Source organism: Pseudomonas sp. GL-RE-29 (genome assembly GCF_019947275.1).
GTDB lineage: Bacteria > Pseudomonadota > Gammaproteobacteria > Pseudomonadales > Pseudomonadaceae > Aquipseudomonas > Aquipseudomonas fluorescens_A.
Genome location: NZ_JAGYGD010000042.1, coordinates 34,921 through 52,641, shown reverse-complemented (window position 1 = coordinate 52,641; position 17,721 = coordinate 34,921). Strand labels below are relative to the sequence as shown.

The following is a 17,721-nucleotide window of genomic DNA, read 5'->3' as shown; positions in this document are numbered from 1 at the left end:
CGATGAATTCCTTATCGGCGCTTCGGGTAGAAAGGGCGGGACGAGAAGTCTCCCACGGTCCGTACTGGCTAGAGTCGGAATCGAGCTTTTAGTCCCGCCCACCCCTTCAAGTCTAAACATACAAGCGAGCAGGATCGCTCCCACAGGTAACCGGGTTCAGCGTTGTTTGAGGCGGTCAATCACCACGGCCAACAACAGAATCGAACCGCGAATCACATACTGGTAAAACGTGTCGATGTTCTTCAGGTTCATCGCATTCTCGATGATCGCCAGAATCAACACCCCGGCAATCACATGCCGGATCATGCCAATCCCGCCACTCAGCGAAACGCCGCCCAAGACGCAAGCCGAGATCACCGTCAGCTCAAAACCCTGGCCGATCATCGGCTGACCCGACGTCATGCGCGAAGCCAGAATCACACCCGCCAACGCGCCGATCACGCCATGCACGGCGAAGATGATGATCTTGGTCCGGTCAACGTTGACGCCCGCCAGCAACGCCGCTTCCTGGTTGCCGCCGATGGCCATGGTGTTGCGCCCGTAGGTGGTGTAATTCAACAACCAACCGAAGAACAGGAAGCAGACGATGGTGATCAGGATCGGCACCGGCACGCCGAACAACTGGCCATTGCCGAACACGAAAAACGATTCCTGTGACACGCCCACCGCTTTGCCGTTGGCGAAAATGTAAGCAAGGCCGCGCACGATCTGCATGGTCGCCAGCGTGGTGATCAACGCGTTGACCCGCAGCTTGGCAATCACGATCCCGTTGATCAGCCCGACGATCAGGCCCATCACCAACGCCGCGCCAACGCCGAGAAACACGCTGTCGGTGTCGCGCATCACCACCGCCGCGACCACCCCGGCACAGGCAATCACCGAGCCCACCGACAAGTCGAAATGCCCGGACGCCAGGCAATACAACATGGTGCACGCGGCAATCCCGGTGGTGGAAATCGCCAGGCCCAGGCCACGCATGTTCAGCGGCGAGAGGAAGTTGTCGATCAGCAAGGTGCAGAGCACGAAGATCCCGACGGCCGCCAGCAACATGACCCAGTCATCGAGAAAACGCCGAAGGTCCAGGGGTTTGCGCACGGTCGGCAGGGTTTCGTTTTGGGTTGTCATCATAGTCACCTCTCAGTTCGCCACGCCGTCAGCGCGATGGCGCGGCAAAGCCAGTTGCAGCAGGTTGGATTCATTGGCCTGTTCGCGGCTCAGTTCGCCGCGCATGGCGCCTTCGCACAACACCAGGATGCGGTCGGAAATGCCCATCACTTCCATCAGGTCGCTGGACACTACGATCACCGCAATACCGTCAGCCGCCAGGTTGTGGATGATCTGGTAGATCTCGGCTTTGGCGCCGATGTCGATGCCGCGAGTGGGCTCGTCGAGCAGCAGGACTTTCATCGGCATCGACAGCCAGCGACCGAGAATCGCCTTCTGCTGATTGCCGCCGGACAGGTACATGATTTTTTGCGCCGCGTTGGGCGTCTTCACTTTCAACGCCTTGATCTGCTTGTCGGCGTTGCCCTTTTCCCACAGGCCGCGCAACAGGCAGCCGAAGGTGGAATGGGCACCGCGGGCGCTGATGTTGATGTTCTCGGCGACGCTGGAGAGCGGCATGATGCCCTCCTTCTTGCGGTCCTCCGGACAGAGCAAAATGCCCGCGGCGATAGCGTCGCGAGGCGAGCGCAGTTTCAACTCATGGCCGCGCAGTTCAAGGCGTCCGGCGGTGTTGCGCTCCAGACCGCTGAGCATGCGAAACAGCTCGGTGCGACCGGCTCCGACCAGGCCGAACAAGCCGAGAATCTCGCCTTTGTGCGCCTCGAAACTCACCGGTTCACGCAGGCCAGGCCCAAGCAGGCCATCGACCTTCAACGCCACCGCACCACGGGGGCGGGAGCGATAATCGTAGATGTCCTGGATATCGCGACCGACCATGCAGGTAACCAGTTGATCGTGGGTCAGCTCGCTCATGTCTTCGAAGGTACGCACGTAGCGACCGTCCTTGAACACGGTCACCGCGTTGCAGATGCGGAACACTTCCTCCATGCGATGGGAGACATACAACACCACTTTTCCTTCGTCGCGCAGGCGACCGATGATCGCCATCAAGCGATCGATCTCCCGCGCCGAAAGGCTGCTGGTGGGTTCATCAAAGGCGATCACGTGTGCGCCACGGGACAGGGCCTTGGCGATTTCCACCAGTTGCCGCTGACCGAGGGACAGACGCCCGACTTTCTCTTGCGGGTCGATTTCGTCAGCCAGCCCCTTGAGGCAGGCCAGCGCTTGCTGACGCAGGGTGCCGCGATTGATCAGGCCGAAGCTGGCCGGCAGGTGACCGAGAAACAGGTTCTCCGCCACGGTCATTTCCGGCACCAGGTGCAGTTCCTGGTGGATCACCGCGACGCCGCTGCCGATGCTGTCGGCGGTGGACTTGAAAGCCATCGTCCGCTCGCCGATCTGCAAATCACCGCTGCTCGGAATGTAGGCGCCACCGAGGATTTTCAGCAGAGTCGACTTGCCAGCGCCGTTCTCGCCCATCAAGGCATGAACCTGCCCCGGATGGGCGACGAAGCTGATGCCATCCAGCGCCTTCACCCCGGGAAAGGTCTTGCCGATCCCGTTGAAGCGCAAGCTGCCACCGGCAGTGTGTTGTTGTACTTGTGTTTGCGCGTGCATAAACCACCTCATCACACCGATCAGGCAACCCCGTTGCCGGGGCTGCCGATGAAATCAACCGAGCCTCAGTTCCACAGGCCGATCTTTTCCAGTTCCTGCTTGAAGTTGTCGCGGGTGATCAGCGTCACGTCGTCCATCGCGGTGTACTTCGCCGGTTCTTTGCCGGTGGTGACCCACTCGTACATCATCGCGGCGGTGTTGTAGCCCTCGATGTGCGGGCTTGGCAGCATCGAGCCGTAGAAGCCGCTGTTGGGTTTCTTCAGTTCGCCGATGGCGTCGGTGCCGTTGATGCCGATGCCGATCACGTTCGCCGCGGCAAAACCGGCGCTCTCGGTGGCGCGCACGCCGCCCAGTACGGTGTTGTCGTTCATGCCGCCGATGATCAGGTTCTTCGCCGCACCCGGCAGTTTCACCAGCGCGGAGTTGGTGGCGTCCATGCTGCCCGGTACGTCGAGGGTTTTCAGGGCGGAGAACAGGATGTGGTCTTTCGGCATGCCGGCATCTTCCAGCGCCTTGACCGAACCGTCGGTGCGTTTCTTGCCGGTGTCGAGTTCGTTGTAGGTGTTGATCACCGCGTAGGTGTCTTTCCAGTCCCAGCCACGTTTTTTCGCTTCGGTGGCCATGGCGGCACCTTGTTTCTGGCCGACTTCGTACGCCGCCATGCCGAGGTACGGCACGTCTTCCATGAACTTGCCGCTGGCATCGACGAAGCGGTCATCGACGGCGATCACTTTCAACCCGTTGAGTTTGGCCTTGGCCATGATCGCCGGGCCGAGGGATACGTCTGGCGGGCAGATCACGAAGCCCTTGGCGCCGTTGGCCGCAAGGCTGTCGATGGCCGACAGGGTTTTCTCGCCATCAGGCACGGCGATCTTGATCAGAGTGAAGCCCTTCTCTTTCCCGGCTTTTTCGGCAAACGCCCATTCGGTCTGGAACCAGGGCTCTTCCGCTTGCTTGACCAGGAAACCGATTTTCACTTCCTCGGCCGCCAGCAGCGTGCTGCTCAGGCTGACCGCAGTGACCGCCAGAGCGGCACAGCACAGGGAACGGATTGCATGACGACGATTCATAAGCTGACTCCTTGTTATTTTTTTTTGAGCGTTATTTTGAAAGCGGTGAAACCGTACTGCCAATAGTCATATCGTATGATGATTGGATTTCAAGCGTAGTTGTGTGCCTGAAATCCCGGTTACTCAGTCGTGGTACATCACCGAGCGCCCGCCATCGATGGTGATGCATGAGGCATTGATGAACGGCGCTTCATCACTGGCCAGGAATACAGCGGTCATGGCCACTTCAACAGGCTGGCCGATACGCTTGGGCGGATGCAGATCAAAGGCACGCTGACGCTCGGCGTGAGGGTCGGCAAAGCCGTTCCAGTAGTCGACGTTCAGTTGGGTTTCGATGTAGCCCGGCGCGATGGCGTTGACGCGAATGCCCTTGGGCGCGTACTCGATGCCCAAGGCGCGGGTCAGGCCGAGCAAACCATGCTTGGCCACCGGGTACGGAAAGCAGCCCGGAATAATGTGGGAGGAATGGGTCGAGGCAATGTTGATGATGCTGCCGATGCCCTGCTCAATCATTTGCGGCAACACAGCCTTGCACCCGAACCAGGCGCCATCAAGATCGATGGCGAAGCAGCGGCGCCAATCTTCTTCGGTCATTTCCAGCGGATCGCGGAATACGTTGACTCCGGCGCAGTTGACCAGCACGTCGATCCGACCGTGGCGTTCGACCGCCAGTCTGGCCATGGCGTGCAGATCCTGCTGCTGCGAAACGTCGGCCTTGATCGCCACGACGTCGGCGCCTTTATCCCGCCAGTACGCCGCGACTGTTTCGACTTTCTCGCCCTGGATATCGCTGATGACCAACTTCGCTTGCTGGGAAGCGAAGGTCGCGACAATCGCCTCGCCAATACCCTGAGCGGCGCCGGTCAGCAGCACGACTTTGTTTTTCAGGCGCTCACCTTTCGGCGGTTCGGGAACCGGCGGCAAGGAAAGAGATTCAGTCATGAATCAGGACTCCTTTCGAAAGCACGACGAAAACCGGGCATCCGTGGATGTCCGGTCAAAAGACGTTAAACGTTGGAAAGAAACAGGCGAACGCAAAAACGTTTCATCGAAGAGACGTTCTGAGGCACTGACTCCGCAAGGGAATGCGGTGGAATATCGCTGCATCACTTCACCTGTTTTGTTTTTTTAAGTGTGAGTGCGTGTAACTGATGGCGCCGACTATAAACCCGACCACCAAATAATCTCAATATATAATTTAACATCCCATATTTTGGGATTTACCCGGCAAATCGCGTACAGCGCTTTCCGGGCACATCGACACGTATCGACAACACCGCCCCATCCAGCGGATGCTCAAGCGGGCTCGCGGCGCTGGTGATGTACAGGGTTTTCAAGTCGTCATCGCCGAACACGCAACTGGTCGGGCGGCTGACCGGCAGCTCGATCACCCGATCGACTTTGCCTTCCGGGCTCAACCTCAGCAGGCAGCTGCCGTCCCAACGGGCGTTCCAGATGAAACCTTCAGCATCCATCGCCGAGCCGTCCGGACCGCCGCGCCCATGAGCACCGAACCAGGGCTGAGCCGGTTCGAGGCTGCCATCGGTGCGAATGAAATGCTGATACAGCGCGCCGTCGAGGCTGTCGCCGAAATACACGGTGGTAGCGTCATCGCTCCACAGCAGCGTATTGGGAATGCCAAGCCCACGGAGCAGCGGCGTCACCCGCGCATCGCGATCAATGCGGAACAGACCGCCGGAACGCCGTTCAATGGGCAAGTCTTCGCCCTGTTCGCCAATGTTGTTTTGCATGGTGCCGAGCCAGAGTCGGCCTTGGGCGTCGCAGCGGGCTTCATTGGCGCGGTTGCCGGGTTGCGGGTCGGCGACGCAGAGCAATGTCAGATGAGGATCCAGGCCTGGCGAATCCAGATCAAGGCGATACACACCGCTGCTCAAGGTCACCAGCGCGTCGCCGCTTTCGCAGGGAATGAAGGCCGACACATGCTCCGGCAACTGCCAGATCTGCACGTTGGCGCCGATCAACCGCAGCGCTTGCTTGCCGGCGATGTCCACCCAGTACAACGCCTGGGTCGGCACATCCCAGAACGGGCCTTCGCCAAGCTGCGCCCGGTGTTCGGTAACCGCAGTCCACGTCATGAAACCTCCTGCTTTCTTATTGTTTTTTGTGTAGGAGCCGGCTTGCTGGCGATGGCGTTTTCCAAGATCACAATCGCTATCGCCAGCAAGCCGGCTCCTACACAGGGTCTTCGTTGTCAGCTGGCTTTTTTGTCGGCCATGAATTGCGGGTAATAGCGTTTGATGGCCAGGTCGGCGTTGTCGATCAGGGTCATGCAGGCCCAGACACCCCGCGCGGCATCCCGGGCGGCGATGGCGTCGGCCATGTCTTTGTGAATTGGCAAGGTGCGGCGCAGCTCATCCGGGTCGGCGGCGGACACTTCAAAACACACCGCCAGCAGCGCGCCGAGGGCCGGGACCATCTGTTCGATGAATTGATTGTGGCTGGCGGCGAGGATGCACTCGTGGAAAAACTGGTCGGCGCGGTTGTAATCGATGCCGCTGTCGACTGCCCGCTCCAGCGCGTTGTAGGCCAGCAAAACCGCCTCCACCTGCTCGACGGTCGCTCGTTCGCAGGCCCAGCGTACGGCCATTGGTTCGATGGTTCGGCGCAGGTCGAGCAAGTCATCGACGAAGTTTTCCGGCAAGCCGCTGCGCGACAGCCAGCCGACGACTTGCGGATCAAACAGATTCCAGCGCCGCACCGGCAACACCCGCGTGCCGACTTTCGGCCCGACTTCGAGCATGCCTTTGGCAACCAGGGTCTTGATGGCCTCGCGAATAACCGTGCGGCTGACGCCGAGTTGTTCGCCGAGGTCGGCTTCGACCTTGAGGGTTTCGCCAGGCTTCACTTGACCGGTTGCGATCCAGCACCCCAGCCAATCGACGGTCGTAGCATGAAAGCTGCTGGACATGGACACCTCAAAGCCGTTTGCGATGGGTGCCCACGCTAATCATCATATGATTGGCTGTCAAATAAAAAGATCGCAGCCTTCGGCAGCTCCAACAGGAACCGCCGAAGGCTGCGATCTTTTCAAGGCTCCAGACCGATACGGAAAAACTCCCCGCCACTCCACACACCCAACCAGCGCTGCCCGTCGATCTCTCGGCTGACCGCCAGCTCCACCAGTTGGTAGAACACATTGCGATGGATCAACGCCTCAAGGTTAGTGCGCACATGTACGTACGGCGCCGGCTCCTGGGTGACCGGATCGATCACCACGCGAATCGGGTGCTCCGCACCGGCGTCGGTGGTTTCGTCGACGTTGGTGGTGAAACGCAAGATCTGCACCTCGCCCTCGCCTTCTACGTCCACGGCAATCGCCACGAAAGGCGCGTCATCGACCTTTATGCCGACCTTCTCGACCGGGGTGATGAGGAAGTAATCATCGCCGTCGCGACGAATGATGGTGGAGAACAACTTGACCATCGGCTTGCGCCCGATCGGTGTACCCAGGTAATACCAGGTGCCGTCGCGGGCGATGCGCATGTCGATGTCGCCGCAGAAGTCGGGGTTCCACAGGTGGACCGGCGGCAAGCCTTTGGTTTTGGGGATTTGCCCCAACAGGTCGTTGGCTTTTTGCGGGCCACTCATGGCGATCTCCTTGGATTACTGGTCGCTGAGCCCCAGCAAGCTACGAGCGTATTGCTCCAGCGGCGGGCCCATCAGGTCTTCTGGCTTCTTGTCGTGGAACGTCAGCAAACCGCCACGACTCTTGATACGTGCAGTATCAATCAAATACTGGGTGCTGGTCTCGATCAACATGATCTGAATCACACCACTGTCGACACCGAGGCGATCCAGCGCTTCCTGATCCAGCCATTCATCCGAGTTGCCGATGCGGTCGTCAGACTTGGCGAAACGGGTATAGAGCAGGTAATGGGCACCGACGGAACGGGCTTCGCTCATGGCCTGGTCAAGGCCTTCCGGTGCGCGGGCGCGCCGGACCATCGGGAAATAATCGACAAAACCGTCGAAGGCCACTTCGGCAATGACATTGGGTCGTGGATAAACGGCACTGCCCGGCGGCATGAACGCGCCTTGGGCGATGTAGACGAACGAGTCCGGCTGAATGCGCAGGTTGTTCACACGGCGGCTGTCGCTATGGTCCAGCAGGCCCGCGTCGCTCATGTGGTAGCGAGTCCCTTCGGCCATATCGCTGACATTCATGCAGCCACCAAGCGCCAAAACGGCCAGCAGCAAAACCAGGCTACGCATCCTATCCTCCAGAGGCCGGTGACGGAAAACCGGCGAATGGCGGTGGGATGCAGATTTTGCGCCATTCCTTGCGACCACGGATATTTCCAGATTGATAATGCGGACCTGTGACGAGGGAGCTTGCTCCCGCTCGGCTGCGCAGCCGTCGTAAATAGTGAGGAATACTGTGTGTTTGATAATTTAGAGCTGCTTCGCACCCCAACGGGAGCAAGCTCCCTTGCCACAGGGCCAGATCAGCCGCCGATAATCTTCATGACCGTCGCCCCACCGGAAAACGCCACTTCCTGCTTATCGCCCAAGGCTTTCACTAAAAGCCGCTGTAAGCCCGGCAAAGCTTGATGACGCGGCTTGTCCAGCAGATCGCCGACATAGTGTCGGTTACTCGACGACAGGCAGCCATGCAGCCATCCAGTAGACGAAAGGCGCAGTCGCGAACAGGTTCGGCAGAACGGCACGCTTTCGTTGGCAATCACGCCGAAATGGCCCATGCCCGGAATCTCGTAGCGCACCGCCGTGGCATCGACGGGAGCGTCAGCCTGGAGGTATTCGTAATGCTCGCCGATCAGACTCAGCAACTGCTGAAGACTGACAAACTGCTGAAGAAAGGCGTTGGAATCGCTGGCCAGGTGGCCCATGCGCATCAGCTCGATGAAGCGCAATTCATAACCGCGTTCCAGGCAGTAATCGAGCAATGGCATCACTTGATCGAGGTTCTGCCCGCGCAATGGCACCATGTTGACCTTGATCTTGATGCCAGCGGCACTGGCCTGATCCATGCCGTCGAGCACGGTAGCCAGGTCACCACCACGTGCGATTGTGCGGAATGCGCTGGCATCCAGGGTATCGAGGGAAACGTTGATCCGCCGAATGCCGGCATCCACCAACAAAGGAAGCTTCTTCGCCAGCAATTGACCGTTAGTGGTCAGGCTGATGTCTTCCAAGCCCATTTTGCCGACAGCGGTCATGAAGGCTTCGAGTTTCGGGCTGACCAACGGCTCGCCACCGGTGATGCGCAAACGCTCGATGCCTGCCGCTTCAATCAGATAAGCCACGCCGCGTGCCATGGCCTCGGCCGACAATTCATCCTGCGCAGCCACCAGCCGCTTGCCGTTGGGCACGCAGTAGGTACAAGCGTAATTGCAGGCTGAGGTCAGGCTGATCCGCAAATTGCGAAAATGCCTGCCTTGACGGTCAACGATCATGGATCACTCCGGCGAAAGAAAATCGAACCGCTAAAACTTGACTCACAAATCAAGTTTTAGCAAGTCCCATGCCTGAGTATATTCCTGCGGCATTGCGCCATGTAGGGAAATCACAACGCAATAAGGCAGCTGAATGGCTCAGCTGCTCGGGGTGTCGGTGTCGCGCTTGCGCTTGTTGCCCATGCGCACGCCGATGTCCATCAGGAACTGGAAGAAGCCTTCCTGATCTTCCAGCACATTGCTCCAGAACGGCGAGTGATACAGCGCCACGGCACCGTGCACCAGCGCCCAGGACGCGCAATAGTGGAAATACGGCGGCACGTCTTCTAACTTGCCTTCGCTGATGCGGCCCTTGATCAACAGGGTCAGGCGTTCGAAGTTCGAGGCGCGAATCTTGTGCAGCTCCTCGATCATCTCCGGCACCTGGTTGCCCTTGACTACCTTTTCTTCCAGGCGATCGAACAAGCGATAACGCTGTGGATCACGCATGCGGAATTCGAAGTAAGCGCGGGACAGGGCTTCCTTGTCCTTGTCGACGTCGGCGGAATGCAGCAGCTCGTTCAAATCGCGCTCGTAGTCGAGCATCAGGCGCAGATAAATCTCGGCTTTGGATTTGAAGTGCTTGTAGATCGTGCCTTTGCCGATACCGACGGCATCAGCAATCATCTCGACGGTGACACTGTCTTCACCTTGTTCGAGGAACAGCTTGAGCGCGGTATCGAGAATTTCTTGCTCGCGGCGACGAAACTCACGGACCTTACGAGGTTCTTTATGCATAAGAAAAGGTCTGTAGGGGTCAAAATTCGAAGCCGCGTATTATGCCTAAATTACGCAAAAATGCACGGATCATCCGACCATGTCAGTGTTTCTTGATGATTTCGTACAAGGTCTTCAGTTGATGAGAACGCTTCCGAAGCGGGCGTATTCCAAAATTGTTTAAAAACCGGGGCTAGTAAACTGGCAACGGCGCAATAGTGATCAATACTTGAACTGTCGGCGGGGCATCTCCCCCAAGTGTCGCGCCGATATTGGTACCAACGGACCGCGTGCCATTGTTTTACTCCTAATGGTCTTAACCCGGATTCACCCCCCAGAACCCGGGTTTTTTTTGCCTGCGATTTAACCTTTCACATGCGCCAGCGGAAACAGGCGCTTGAAATTTTCGGTGGTCTGCTCGGCAAATCGCTCGTAGGACTCCCCCCGCAACATCGCCAGGAACTCTGCCACTTCCCGCACATACTGCGGCAAGTTCGGCTTGCCGCGATGGGGGATCGGCGCCAGGTACGGTGAGTCGGTTTCCACCAGCAATCGGTCAGCAGGCACCTTGCTCGCCACATCACGCAACGCGTCGGCATTGCGGAAAGTGACAATACCGGACAGGGAAATGTAATAACCCATGTCGAGCGCGGCTTTGGCCATGTCCCAGTCTTCGGTGAAGCAATGCAGCACGCCCGCCTGGGGCAGCGCCGCTTCACGCAGCAAGTTCAGGGTATCTGCGCGGGCGCCACGGGTGTGGATGATCACGGGCTTGCCGGTTTGCTGTGCAGCTTGCAGGTGCAGGCGGAAAGATTCCTGCTGCAACTCTGCCGCTTCGGGCTCGTAGTGATAGTCCAGACCGGTTTCACCGATCGCCACCACACGTGGGTGATTGAGTTCATGTAGCAACCAGTCCAGTGCGGGCGCTGCACCGGGCTGAACATCCAGTGGATGCACGCCGACCGAGCAGTCAACGTCGTCATACCGGTCGGCCAGGGCTTTGACATCAGCGGCGTTGTCCGCGCTGACACCGATACACAGAAAGTGCCCTACCCCACGCTGACGGGCCGCCTCAAGGGCAGCATCCAGGGAGCCGTCGTGGGCGGCGAGGTCGAGGCGATCAAGGTGACAATGGGAATCTACGAGCATAAAAAGGGCTGCAACTTACATCGTATGAGTGGGACGGTCGGATTTGATGACTCCGGCCAGATGGGTTTCGATGCGACTGCGCGCGGTGTGGTCGGCTTCATTGAACTGCACGCCAACCCCGGCCGCGCGGTTTCCCTGAGCGCCTTTGGGGGTGACCCAGGCGACCTTGCCGGCCACCGGGATCTTTTCCGGTTCATCCATCAAATGCAGCAACATGAATACCTCGTCGCCCAACTTGTAGCTCTTGTTGGTCGGGATAAACAGGCCGCCGTTCTTGATGAAGGGCATGTAGGCCGCGTAAAGCACCGACTTGTCCTTGATGGTCAGGGACAAGATTCCGTTACGCGGCCCCGGGCTGACAGGTTCATTCATGCTGACCTCCACTGCTGATTGACAGAGTTTAGGCCGCGCGATCACCTCTGGGTAGGCAAAGAAGCCCATTGCACCAGCAGCGCTTCCAGCAACAACACCCGATTGAGGTTGGCCTTGCTCAACACTTTCTGACGCTGGGCGAGGATCCAGTCCTGAATACTCAGGACCTTCTCCTGACCGGTTTTCTGCGCCAGGTACTGAATGACTTTGCGCATATCCGTCAGTCCCAGCCCGGCTTCGTCCTGGGTCAATTGATAACGCAGGATCAGGCTCGACCAATCGCAGAACCAGTCGAACAGCAGCAACAACGGAATCGCATTCCAGCCTTCGGCCAGTTGTGTCGGCGATTGCTGCTGCTTGAGCAGTTTCTTCACCCCTTCGACCACTTGCGCGCGCTGCTCGCGCACGCCCTGGGCCTGAAGGTTGACCGCGGCCAATGGCGACCCGGCAGCCAATGTCAGCAATTCGATGCGTTCTTCTTCCGAACAGTCCGGCAGTGCCTTGGCCAACCATTCCCGACTCATGGCCTCACTCGGCAGTGGGCAAGCCTGCTGCACGCAGCGACTCTTGATGGTCGGCAGCAAACGGCTCGGCTGATGGCTGACCAACAGCAACACGGTATCGCCGGACGGCTCTTCAAGACTTTTGAGCAGGGCGTTGGCGGCATTGATGTTCATCGACTCGACCGGCTCGATCAGCACCACTTTGCGCCCGCCCAACTGCGCGGTCTGAACCACGAAGCTGACCAGATCGCGAACTTGATCGACCTTGATAGCCTTGTCGGCCTCTTCCGGTTCCAGAATGTAGTTATCGGGGTGACTGCCGGCCTTGAGCAACAGGCAGGACTTGCATTCTCCGCAGGCGCCCTGTGCGGTCGGACGCTGGCACAACAGGCTGGCCATCAAGCGTTCGGCCAGCGCGCGTTTGCCGATTCCGGCCGGACCATGCAGCAGGTAAGCGTGAGCGTGCTGCGTACGACCGGCTAGCTGCTGCCAGAGACTGTCCTGCCACGGATAGGCTTCAGCCACGAGTCAGCTCCAGCAAACGAGGCAGCAAGGCATCCAGGGATTGCTGAACCTGTGCCAATGGTTGCGCGGCGTCGACCAGTACGTAGCGCGCAGGCTCCGCGGCGGCGCGCTTGAGGAAGGCACTGCGCACGGCGTCGAAAAAGGTCCGGCCTTCCAGCTCGAAACGATCCAGACGACCACGAGCACTGGCGCGAGCCAGACCCACTTCCACCGGCAGATCAAAGATCAGCGTCAGATCAGGGCGCAAATCACCCTGTACAAAGGTTTCCAGGGTAGCGATACGCTCCAGTGACAAGCCGCGACCACCACCCTGGTAGGCGTACGTCGAGTCGGTAAAACGATCACACAACACCACGGCACCGCGGGCCAATGCCGGGCGAATCACCTCGGCCAGGTGCTGGGCTCGCGCAGCGAATACCAGCAGCAGCTCGGTGTCCGAGTTCATGACTTCGTCGACTGGCGCCAACAGCACTTCGCGGATGCGCTCGGCCAACGGCGTGCCGCCCGGTTCACGGGTCAGCACGACCTCGATACCGGCGCCGCGCAGGCGCTCTGCCAGGTATTCGCGATTGGTGCTTTTGCCGGCGCCTTCCGGGCCTTCCAGAGTAATAAACAAGCCAGTCACAGGCAGTCCTTAGTCAGAGTCATTGCGGGCTTTTCGGTGCATCTGCTTCCGGCTCAGGCACGGGTGCAGGTTCAGGCGCTGGCTCTTGCGGCGAAACTGGCGGCAGAGCCTCGGGAGCGTTATCAGGTGAAGCGGCCGGGGTCGGCTCCTGCTCTTGCTCGGCCTGACCTGGCTCAGCCTGAGATTCCAGCGCCGGGGCTGGCGACGTCTCGGGCGCGGTGACCGGTGCAGGGCTGGAACGGTAATCTGCGCGGCGCTTGAGCTGGTACTCCCGCACCGCGTTGTTATGGGCGTCCAGGTCATCGGAGAACACGTGGCTGCCATCACCGCGCGCCACAAAATAAAGACTGTTGCCCGCCACCGGATTCAGCGCTGCGTGGATCGCCTCACGCCCGACCATGGCAATCGGGGTCGGCGGCAGGCCGGCGATCACATAGGTGTTGTATGGCGTCGGCTCCTTGAGATGGGCGCGGGTCAACTTGCCGCTGTAACGGTCACCAAGGCCGTAGATTACCGTCGGATCGGTTTGCAACAACATGCCGATCGCCATGCGCCGCACAAACACACCGGCAATCTGCCCGCGCTCCTGTGGCACACCGGTTTCCTTTTCCACCAGCGAGGCCATGATCAGCGCCTGGTAGGGGTCACTGTACGGCAGGTCGGTCGCGCGCTGGTTCCACTCCTTGGCGAGTACCTCATCGAGGCGATCGTAGGCGGTTTTCAGCAGCTCGACATCGGTCATGCCACGCACAAAACGGTAGGTATCGGGGAAGAAACGCCCTTCCGGGAAAAGCCCGGCATGACCGAGTTTTTCCATGACCTGGCTATCGCTCAACCCTTCCAGGGTGTGATCGAGTTTTTCCTCTTTGGCCAATGCTGCACGGACCTGATGGAAATTCCAGCCCTCCACCAGCGTCACGCTGTATTGCACCATTTCCCCACGCTTCCACAAGTCGATCAGACCTTCGACGGTCATGCCGGGAAGCATGCGGTACTCGCCGCTGTGCAGGGGTTGTTTGGGGAGATTGAAGCGCCAATACACGCGCAGCCAGAAAGCGTCCTTGATGAGACCATCGGCTTCAAGTCGCAGGAAAGTGCGGTTCGGTGTGGTGCCCTTCGGCACCTCCAGCAGTTCTTCCTGAGCGATATTCAGCGGCTGCACCAGCGCCGAATGAATTTTCCAGGCAGAAGCGCCCAACATCAGCCCCGCCAGAACCAGTCCGGTTTCCAGCAGCAGCAAGAATTTACGTCTCACGTATCAAGCATCCAGTAGCGCGCGGGCAATGGTTTGGAGTTTACGGGTGAGCGGCCCAACCGGCCAGCTCAGAGCGGCATAGGCATGCACCGGCCAAACGCCATACACGCTATTGCAGACAAAGACTTCGTCAGCCCATTGCAGCTGGTCGAGGGTGATATCGGTGATTTGCGTGGGAATGCCCGATGACTCGGCTTGAAACAATAATTCGGCGCGCATCACGCCTTCGACGCCGCAGCGCTTGAGATCAGCAGTCATGAGCACGCCATCGCGCACCAGGAACAGATTACTGAACACACCTTCGATGACGCGACCCGCCTGATCGAGCATCAAACCTTCAGCATGATCGGTGTCTTGCCATTCGGAGCGGGCGATCACTTGCTCAAGTCGGTTCAAGTGCTTGAGACCGGCCAGCAGAGGCTGAATGGAAAGTCGTGTCGTACAGGGGAACAGACGAACACCCTGCTCGCCATGAACCGCAGGATACGCCGCAGGCGGATTACCTTGCAGGATACGTCGGGCCTGGGCCGTTGGATCAGGAGCGTAACCCCGCAAGCTGTCGCCGCGGGTAAGGATGAGCTTGAGCACCCCGTCACCCAGCGCGGTGGCATAGGCCAGCAGTTCGTTGCGGATCAGCTCGTGATCGACTGCAATCGCCAGGCGCTTGCAGCCATCGGCGAGGCGCGACAAGTGCCGCTCCAGCAACAGAGGCCGCCCATCACGCACGGCGATGGTCTCAAACAGACCATCGCCGTAAGCCAGGCCGCGATCCTTCAGCGACAGAGCGTCAGCCGGCTGACCGTCGACCCAGCTCTCCATCAGCCTGCGAACCGGCGGAACACCAGCGAGCCGTTGGTGCCGCCAAACCCAAAGGAGTTGGACAGGACCACATCGATATCCATGTTGCGCGCAGTGTGCGGCACGAAATCAAGATCGCAGCCTTCGTCCGGCTCATCGAGGTTGATGGTCGGAGGCGCCACCTGACTGTTGATCGCCAGCACGCTGAAAATCGCCTCGACCGCGCCCGCCGCACCCAGCAGGTGACCGGTCATGGACTTGGTCGAACTGACGGCCAATTTGTAGGCGTGATCGCCGAACACCGACTTGATCGCATTGGCTTCCGCGAGGTCGCCTGCAGGAGTCGAGGTGCCGTGGGCGTTGACGTACTGCACCTGATCGCCATTGATCTTCGCGTCGCGCAGGGCATTGGTGATGCAACGCGCAGCACCCGCGCCATCGGCTGGCGGCGAAGTCATGTGGTAGGCATCGCCGCTGGTACCAAAGCCGATCAGCTCGGCATAAATCGTCGCGCCGCGCGCCTTGGCGTGCTCGAGCTCTTCGAGGACCAACGCACCGGCACCGTCGGACAGAACGAAGCCATCACGGCCCTTGTCCCATGGACGGCTGGCACGGGTCGGCTCGTCGTTGCGGGTCGATAGCGCGCGAGAGGCACCGAAGCCGCCCATGCCCAGACCACAGGCCGCCATCTCGGCGCCGCCGGCGATCATCACATCGGCTTCGTCGTACATGATGTTGCGAGCCGCCATGCCGATACAGTGCGTACCGGTGGTGCAAGCAGTGGCGATGGCGTAGTTAGGTCCCTGTGCGCCCAAGTGGATGGACAGGAAACCGGAAATCATATTGATGATCGAGCCAGGCACGAAGAAAGGAGAAATCCGTCGTGGGCCGGTCTCGTGCAACGTGCGGCTGGTTTCTTCGATATTGGTCAGACCGCCAATACCCGAACCCATGGCCACGCCGATGCGCTCACGGTTGGCGTCGGTGACTTCGAGGCCAGCATTGCGTACTGCCTGAAAACCAGCGGCCAGGCCGTATTGAATGAACAGGTCGAGTTTGCGAGCTTCCTTGACCGAAAGGTATTCCTCGACATTGAAGCCCTTTACCGAGCCGCCAAAACGGGTGGAATAGGCAGAAAGGTCGGTGTGTTCGATCAGACCAATGCCACTGCGGCCAGCCAGAATGCCCTGCCAACTGCTCGGCACATCCGTGCCCAGTGGCGACAACATACCCATACCGGTGACTACGACGCGTCTACGCGACACAGCACTCTCCTTTTTTCAAATGACGACTTTGCATCAGGCCTAAAGAAAAAACCGCACGCCATGATGGCAGTGCGGTTTTTCCATGACAGCAAGCAACGATTACAAACTATTACGCCTGGTGGCTAGTAACGTAGTCGATTGCAGCTTGTACAGTAGTGATCTTCTCAGCTTCTTCGTCAGGGATTTCGGTCTCGAATTCCTCTTCCAGAGCCATCACCAGCTCAACGGTGTCAAGGGAGTCAGCACCCAGGTCTTCAACGAAGGAAGCAGTGTTGACCACTTCTTCTTCTTTAACGCCCAGTTGCTCGGCAACGATTTTCTTGACGCGCTCTTCGATGGTGCTCATACCTTGTTTTCACTCCTAATGGACAAATTCAGGCAGCTGGCCAGTGGGTAAGTGTATAGAAAGACTTTTCAGCTTTTCAACTGAAAGCTTCACTCCTCAAACCCTGCGACCCGCTGCCTATAAATAGATTGCAGCTTTATAACGGATTTTAGACAGCTCGTATGACATTTTTTTGAAGCAATCCGTCACATTTGAATTACATGTACATCCCGCCGTTCACCGGGATTGTAGCCCCAGTAACGTAAGCCGCACCGTCGGATGCAAGAAAAGCGACCACAGACGCGATCTCTTGAGCTTGCCCCAGACGACCCAGCGGAATCTGCGTCTGCAAGGCTTCACGCTGTGCCTCAGGCAGTTCGCGGGTCATATCGGTGTCGATGAACCCTGGGGTCACCGAGTTTACCGTAATCGAACGCGAACCGACTTCACGCGCCAGTGCACGGCTGAAACCTTCCAGACCGGCCTTGGCGGCTGCGTAGTTTACTTGGCCTGCGTTGCCCATGGCACCCACAACAGAGCCAATACTGATAATTCGTCCCCAACGGGCCTTGGTCATGCCGCGCAAAACGCCCTTGGACAGGCGGAACAGACTGTTCAGGTTGGTATCGACAACGTCATGCCATTCGTCGTCTTTCATGCGCATCATCAGGTTATCGCGGGTGATGCCGGCATTGTTGACCAGAATCGCCGGCGCACCGAACTGCTCCTGAATGGCCGCCAGGACAGCTGCCACGGACTCGTCGCTGGTGACGTTGAGTTCCAGGCCTGTGCCTTGAATACCGTTTTCCTTCAGGGTGGCGGCAATGCGTTCGGCACCCGAGGCGGAGGTCGCGGTACCCACAACGATGGCACCCTGACGACCCAGCTCCAGGGCGATAGCCTGGCCGATACCGCGGCTCGCACCGGTGACCAGTGCAACTTTACCTTGCAGACTCATGCA

Annotated in this window: 20 protein-coding genes; 1 reads left to right on the top strand and 19 read right to left on the bottom strand. The window is 59.0% G+C overall.

What is annotated here, in order from left to right; translation table 11 throughout:
- Positions 1–156 precede the first annotated feature (156 nt).
- The 4 genes from araH to KGB21_RS26115 all read right to left on the bottom strand — a co-directional run bounded on the left by araH (position 157) and on the right by KGB21_RS26115 (position 4,694).
- The gene (gene araH / locus KGB21_RS26130; protein ID WP_034150127.1) at positions 157–1,125 is read right to left on the bottom strand and encodes an L-arabinose ABC transporter permease AraH; all 969 of its coding nucleotides are present in this window, start codon (positions 1,123–1,125) and stop codon (positions 157–159) included.
- Between the two features lie 12 nt (positions 1,126–1,137).
- Entirely contained in the window at positions 1,138–2,682 is a 1,545-nt protein-coding gene (gene araG, locus KGB21_RS26125) for an L-arabinose ABC transporter ATP-binding protein AraG (protein ID WP_034149941.1), read from the bottom strand.
- Between the two features lie 65 nt (positions 2,683–2,747).
- Positions 2,748–3,752 carry a substrate-binding domain-containing protein gene (locus KGB21_RS26120; RefSeq protein WP_223507149.1) on the bottom strand — a complete coding sequence of 335 codons (1,005 nt, stop codon included), beginning with the start codon at positions 3,750–3,752 and terminating at the stop codon, positions 2,748–2,750.
- Between the two features lie 123 nt (positions 3,753–3,875).
- Positions 3,876–4,694: an SDR family oxidoreductase gene (locus KGB21_RS26115; protein ID WP_034149943.1), complete on the bottom strand. Its 819-nt coding sequence runs from the start codon at positions 4,692–4,694 to the stop codon at positions 3,876–3,878.
- Between KGB21_RS26115 and KGB21_RS26110 the strand changes: the two genes are divergently transcribed.
- Positions 4,693–4,884: a hypothetical protein gene (locus KGB21_RS26110; RefSeq protein ID WP_223507148.1), complete on the top strand. Its 192-nt coding sequence runs from the start codon at positions 4,693–4,695 to the stop codon at positions 4,882–4,884. The genes KGB21_RS26115 and KGB21_RS26110 overlap by 2 nt on opposite strands.
- A gap of 88 nt (positions 4,885–4,972) precedes the next feature.
- Here KGB21_RS26110 and KGB21_RS26105 read toward each other — a convergent pair whose 3' ends face one another.
- The 15 genes from KGB21_RS26105 to fabG form a co-directional block, all read right to left on the bottom strand.
- Entirely contained in the window at positions 4,973–5,848 is an 876-nt protein-coding gene (locus KGB21_RS26105; RefSeq protein ID WP_223507147.1) for an SMP-30/gluconolactonase/LRE family protein, read from the bottom strand.
- A gap of 116 nt (positions 5,849–5,964) precedes the next feature.
- Positions 5,965–6,681 (bottom strand): FadR/GntR family transcriptional regulator, encoded by a 717-nt coding sequence (locus KGB21_RS26100; protein ID WP_034149945.1) that lies wholly within the window; start codon positions 6,679–6,681, stop codon positions 5,965–5,967.
- A gap of 119 nt (positions 6,682–6,800) precedes the next feature.
- Complete coding sequence (locus KGB21_RS26095) at positions 6,801–7,361, bottom strand: DUF1285 domain-containing protein (protein ID WP_034149946.1); 561 nt, start codon at positions 7,359–7,361, stop codon at positions 6,801–6,803.
- 15 nt (positions 7,362–7,376) lie between these two features.
- Positions 7,377–7,985, bottom strand: coding sequence for a DUF4823 domain-containing protein (locus KGB21_RS26090; RefSeq protein WP_034149947.1), 609 nt, complete (start codon positions 7,983–7,985; stop codon positions 7,377–7,379).
- Between the two features lie 233 nt (positions 7,986–8,218).
- The gene (locus KGB21_RS26085; RefSeq protein WP_223507146.1) at positions 8,219–9,187 is read right to left on the bottom strand and encodes a GTP 3',8-cyclase MoaA; all 969 of its coding nucleotides are present in this window, start codon (positions 9,185–9,187) and stop codon (positions 8,219–8,221) included.
- A gap of 138 nt (positions 9,188–9,325) precedes the next feature.
- The gene (locus KGB21_RS26080) at positions 9,326–9,964 is read right to left on the bottom strand and encodes a TetR/AcrR family transcriptional regulator (protein WP_034149949.1); all 639 of its coding nucleotides are present in this window, start codon (positions 9,962–9,964) and stop codon (positions 9,326–9,328) included.
- Positions 9,965–10,306: 342 nt separating this feature from the next.
- The gene (locus KGB21_RS26075; RefSeq protein WP_034149950.1) at positions 10,307–11,092 is read right to left on the bottom strand and encodes a TatD family hydrolase; all 786 of its coding nucleotides are present in this window, start codon (positions 11,090–11,092) and stop codon (positions 10,307–10,309) included.
- 15 nt (positions 11,093–11,107) lie between these two features.
- Entirely contained in the window at positions 11,108–11,464 is a 357-nt protein-coding gene (locus KGB21_RS26070; protein WP_034149951.1) for a PilZ domain-containing protein, read from the bottom strand.
- A gap of 41 nt (positions 11,465–11,505) precedes the next feature.
- Positions 11,506–12,492 carry a DNA polymerase III subunit delta' gene (locus KGB21_RS26065; RefSeq protein ID WP_034149952.1) on the bottom strand — a complete coding sequence of 329 codons (987 nt, stop codon included), beginning with the start codon at positions 12,490–12,492 and terminating at the stop codon, positions 11,506–11,508.
- A complete protein-coding gene (gene tmk, locus KGB21_RS26060; protein WP_223507145.1) occupies positions 12,485–13,117 on the bottom strand; it encodes a dTMP kinase in 633 nt (210 codons plus the stop codon). Before tmk ends, KGB21_RS26065 begins: the two co-directional genes overlap by 8 nt.
- A gap of 19 nt (positions 13,118–13,136) precedes the next feature.
- The gene (gene mltG / locus KGB21_RS26055) at positions 13,137–14,372 is read right to left on the bottom strand and encodes an endolytic transglycosylase MltG (protein ID WP_223507144.1); all 1,236 of its coding nucleotides are present in this window, start codon (positions 14,370–14,372) and stop codon (positions 13,137–13,139) included.
- Between the two features lie 3 nt (positions 14,373–14,375).
- Positions 14,376–15,191 carry an aminodeoxychorismate lyase gene (gene pabC, locus KGB21_RS26050; protein ID WP_034149955.1) on the bottom strand — a complete coding sequence of 272 codons (816 nt, stop codon included), beginning with the start codon at positions 15,189–15,191 and terminating at the stop codon, positions 14,376–14,378.
- Positions 15,191–16,435 (bottom strand): beta-ketoacyl-ACP synthase II, encoded by a 1,245-nt coding sequence (gene fabF / locus KGB21_RS26045; protein WP_034149956.1) that lies wholly within the window; start codon positions 16,433–16,435, stop codon positions 15,191–15,193. Before fabF ends, pabC begins: the two co-directional genes overlap by 1 nt.
- Before the next feature lie 109 nt (positions 16,436–16,544).
- A complete protein-coding gene (acpP, locus tag KGB21_RS26040) occupies positions 16,545–16,781 on the bottom strand; it encodes an acyl carrier protein (RefSeq protein ID WP_003175607.1) in 237 nt (78 codons plus the stop codon).
- Positions 16,782–16,977: 196 nt separating this feature from the next.
- A complete protein-coding gene (gene fabG / locus KGB21_RS26035) occupies positions 16,978–17,718 on the bottom strand; it encodes a 3-oxoacyl-ACP reductase FabG (protein ID WP_223507143.1) in 741 nt (246 codons plus the stop codon).
- Positions 17,719–17,721: the final 3 nt, after the last annotated feature.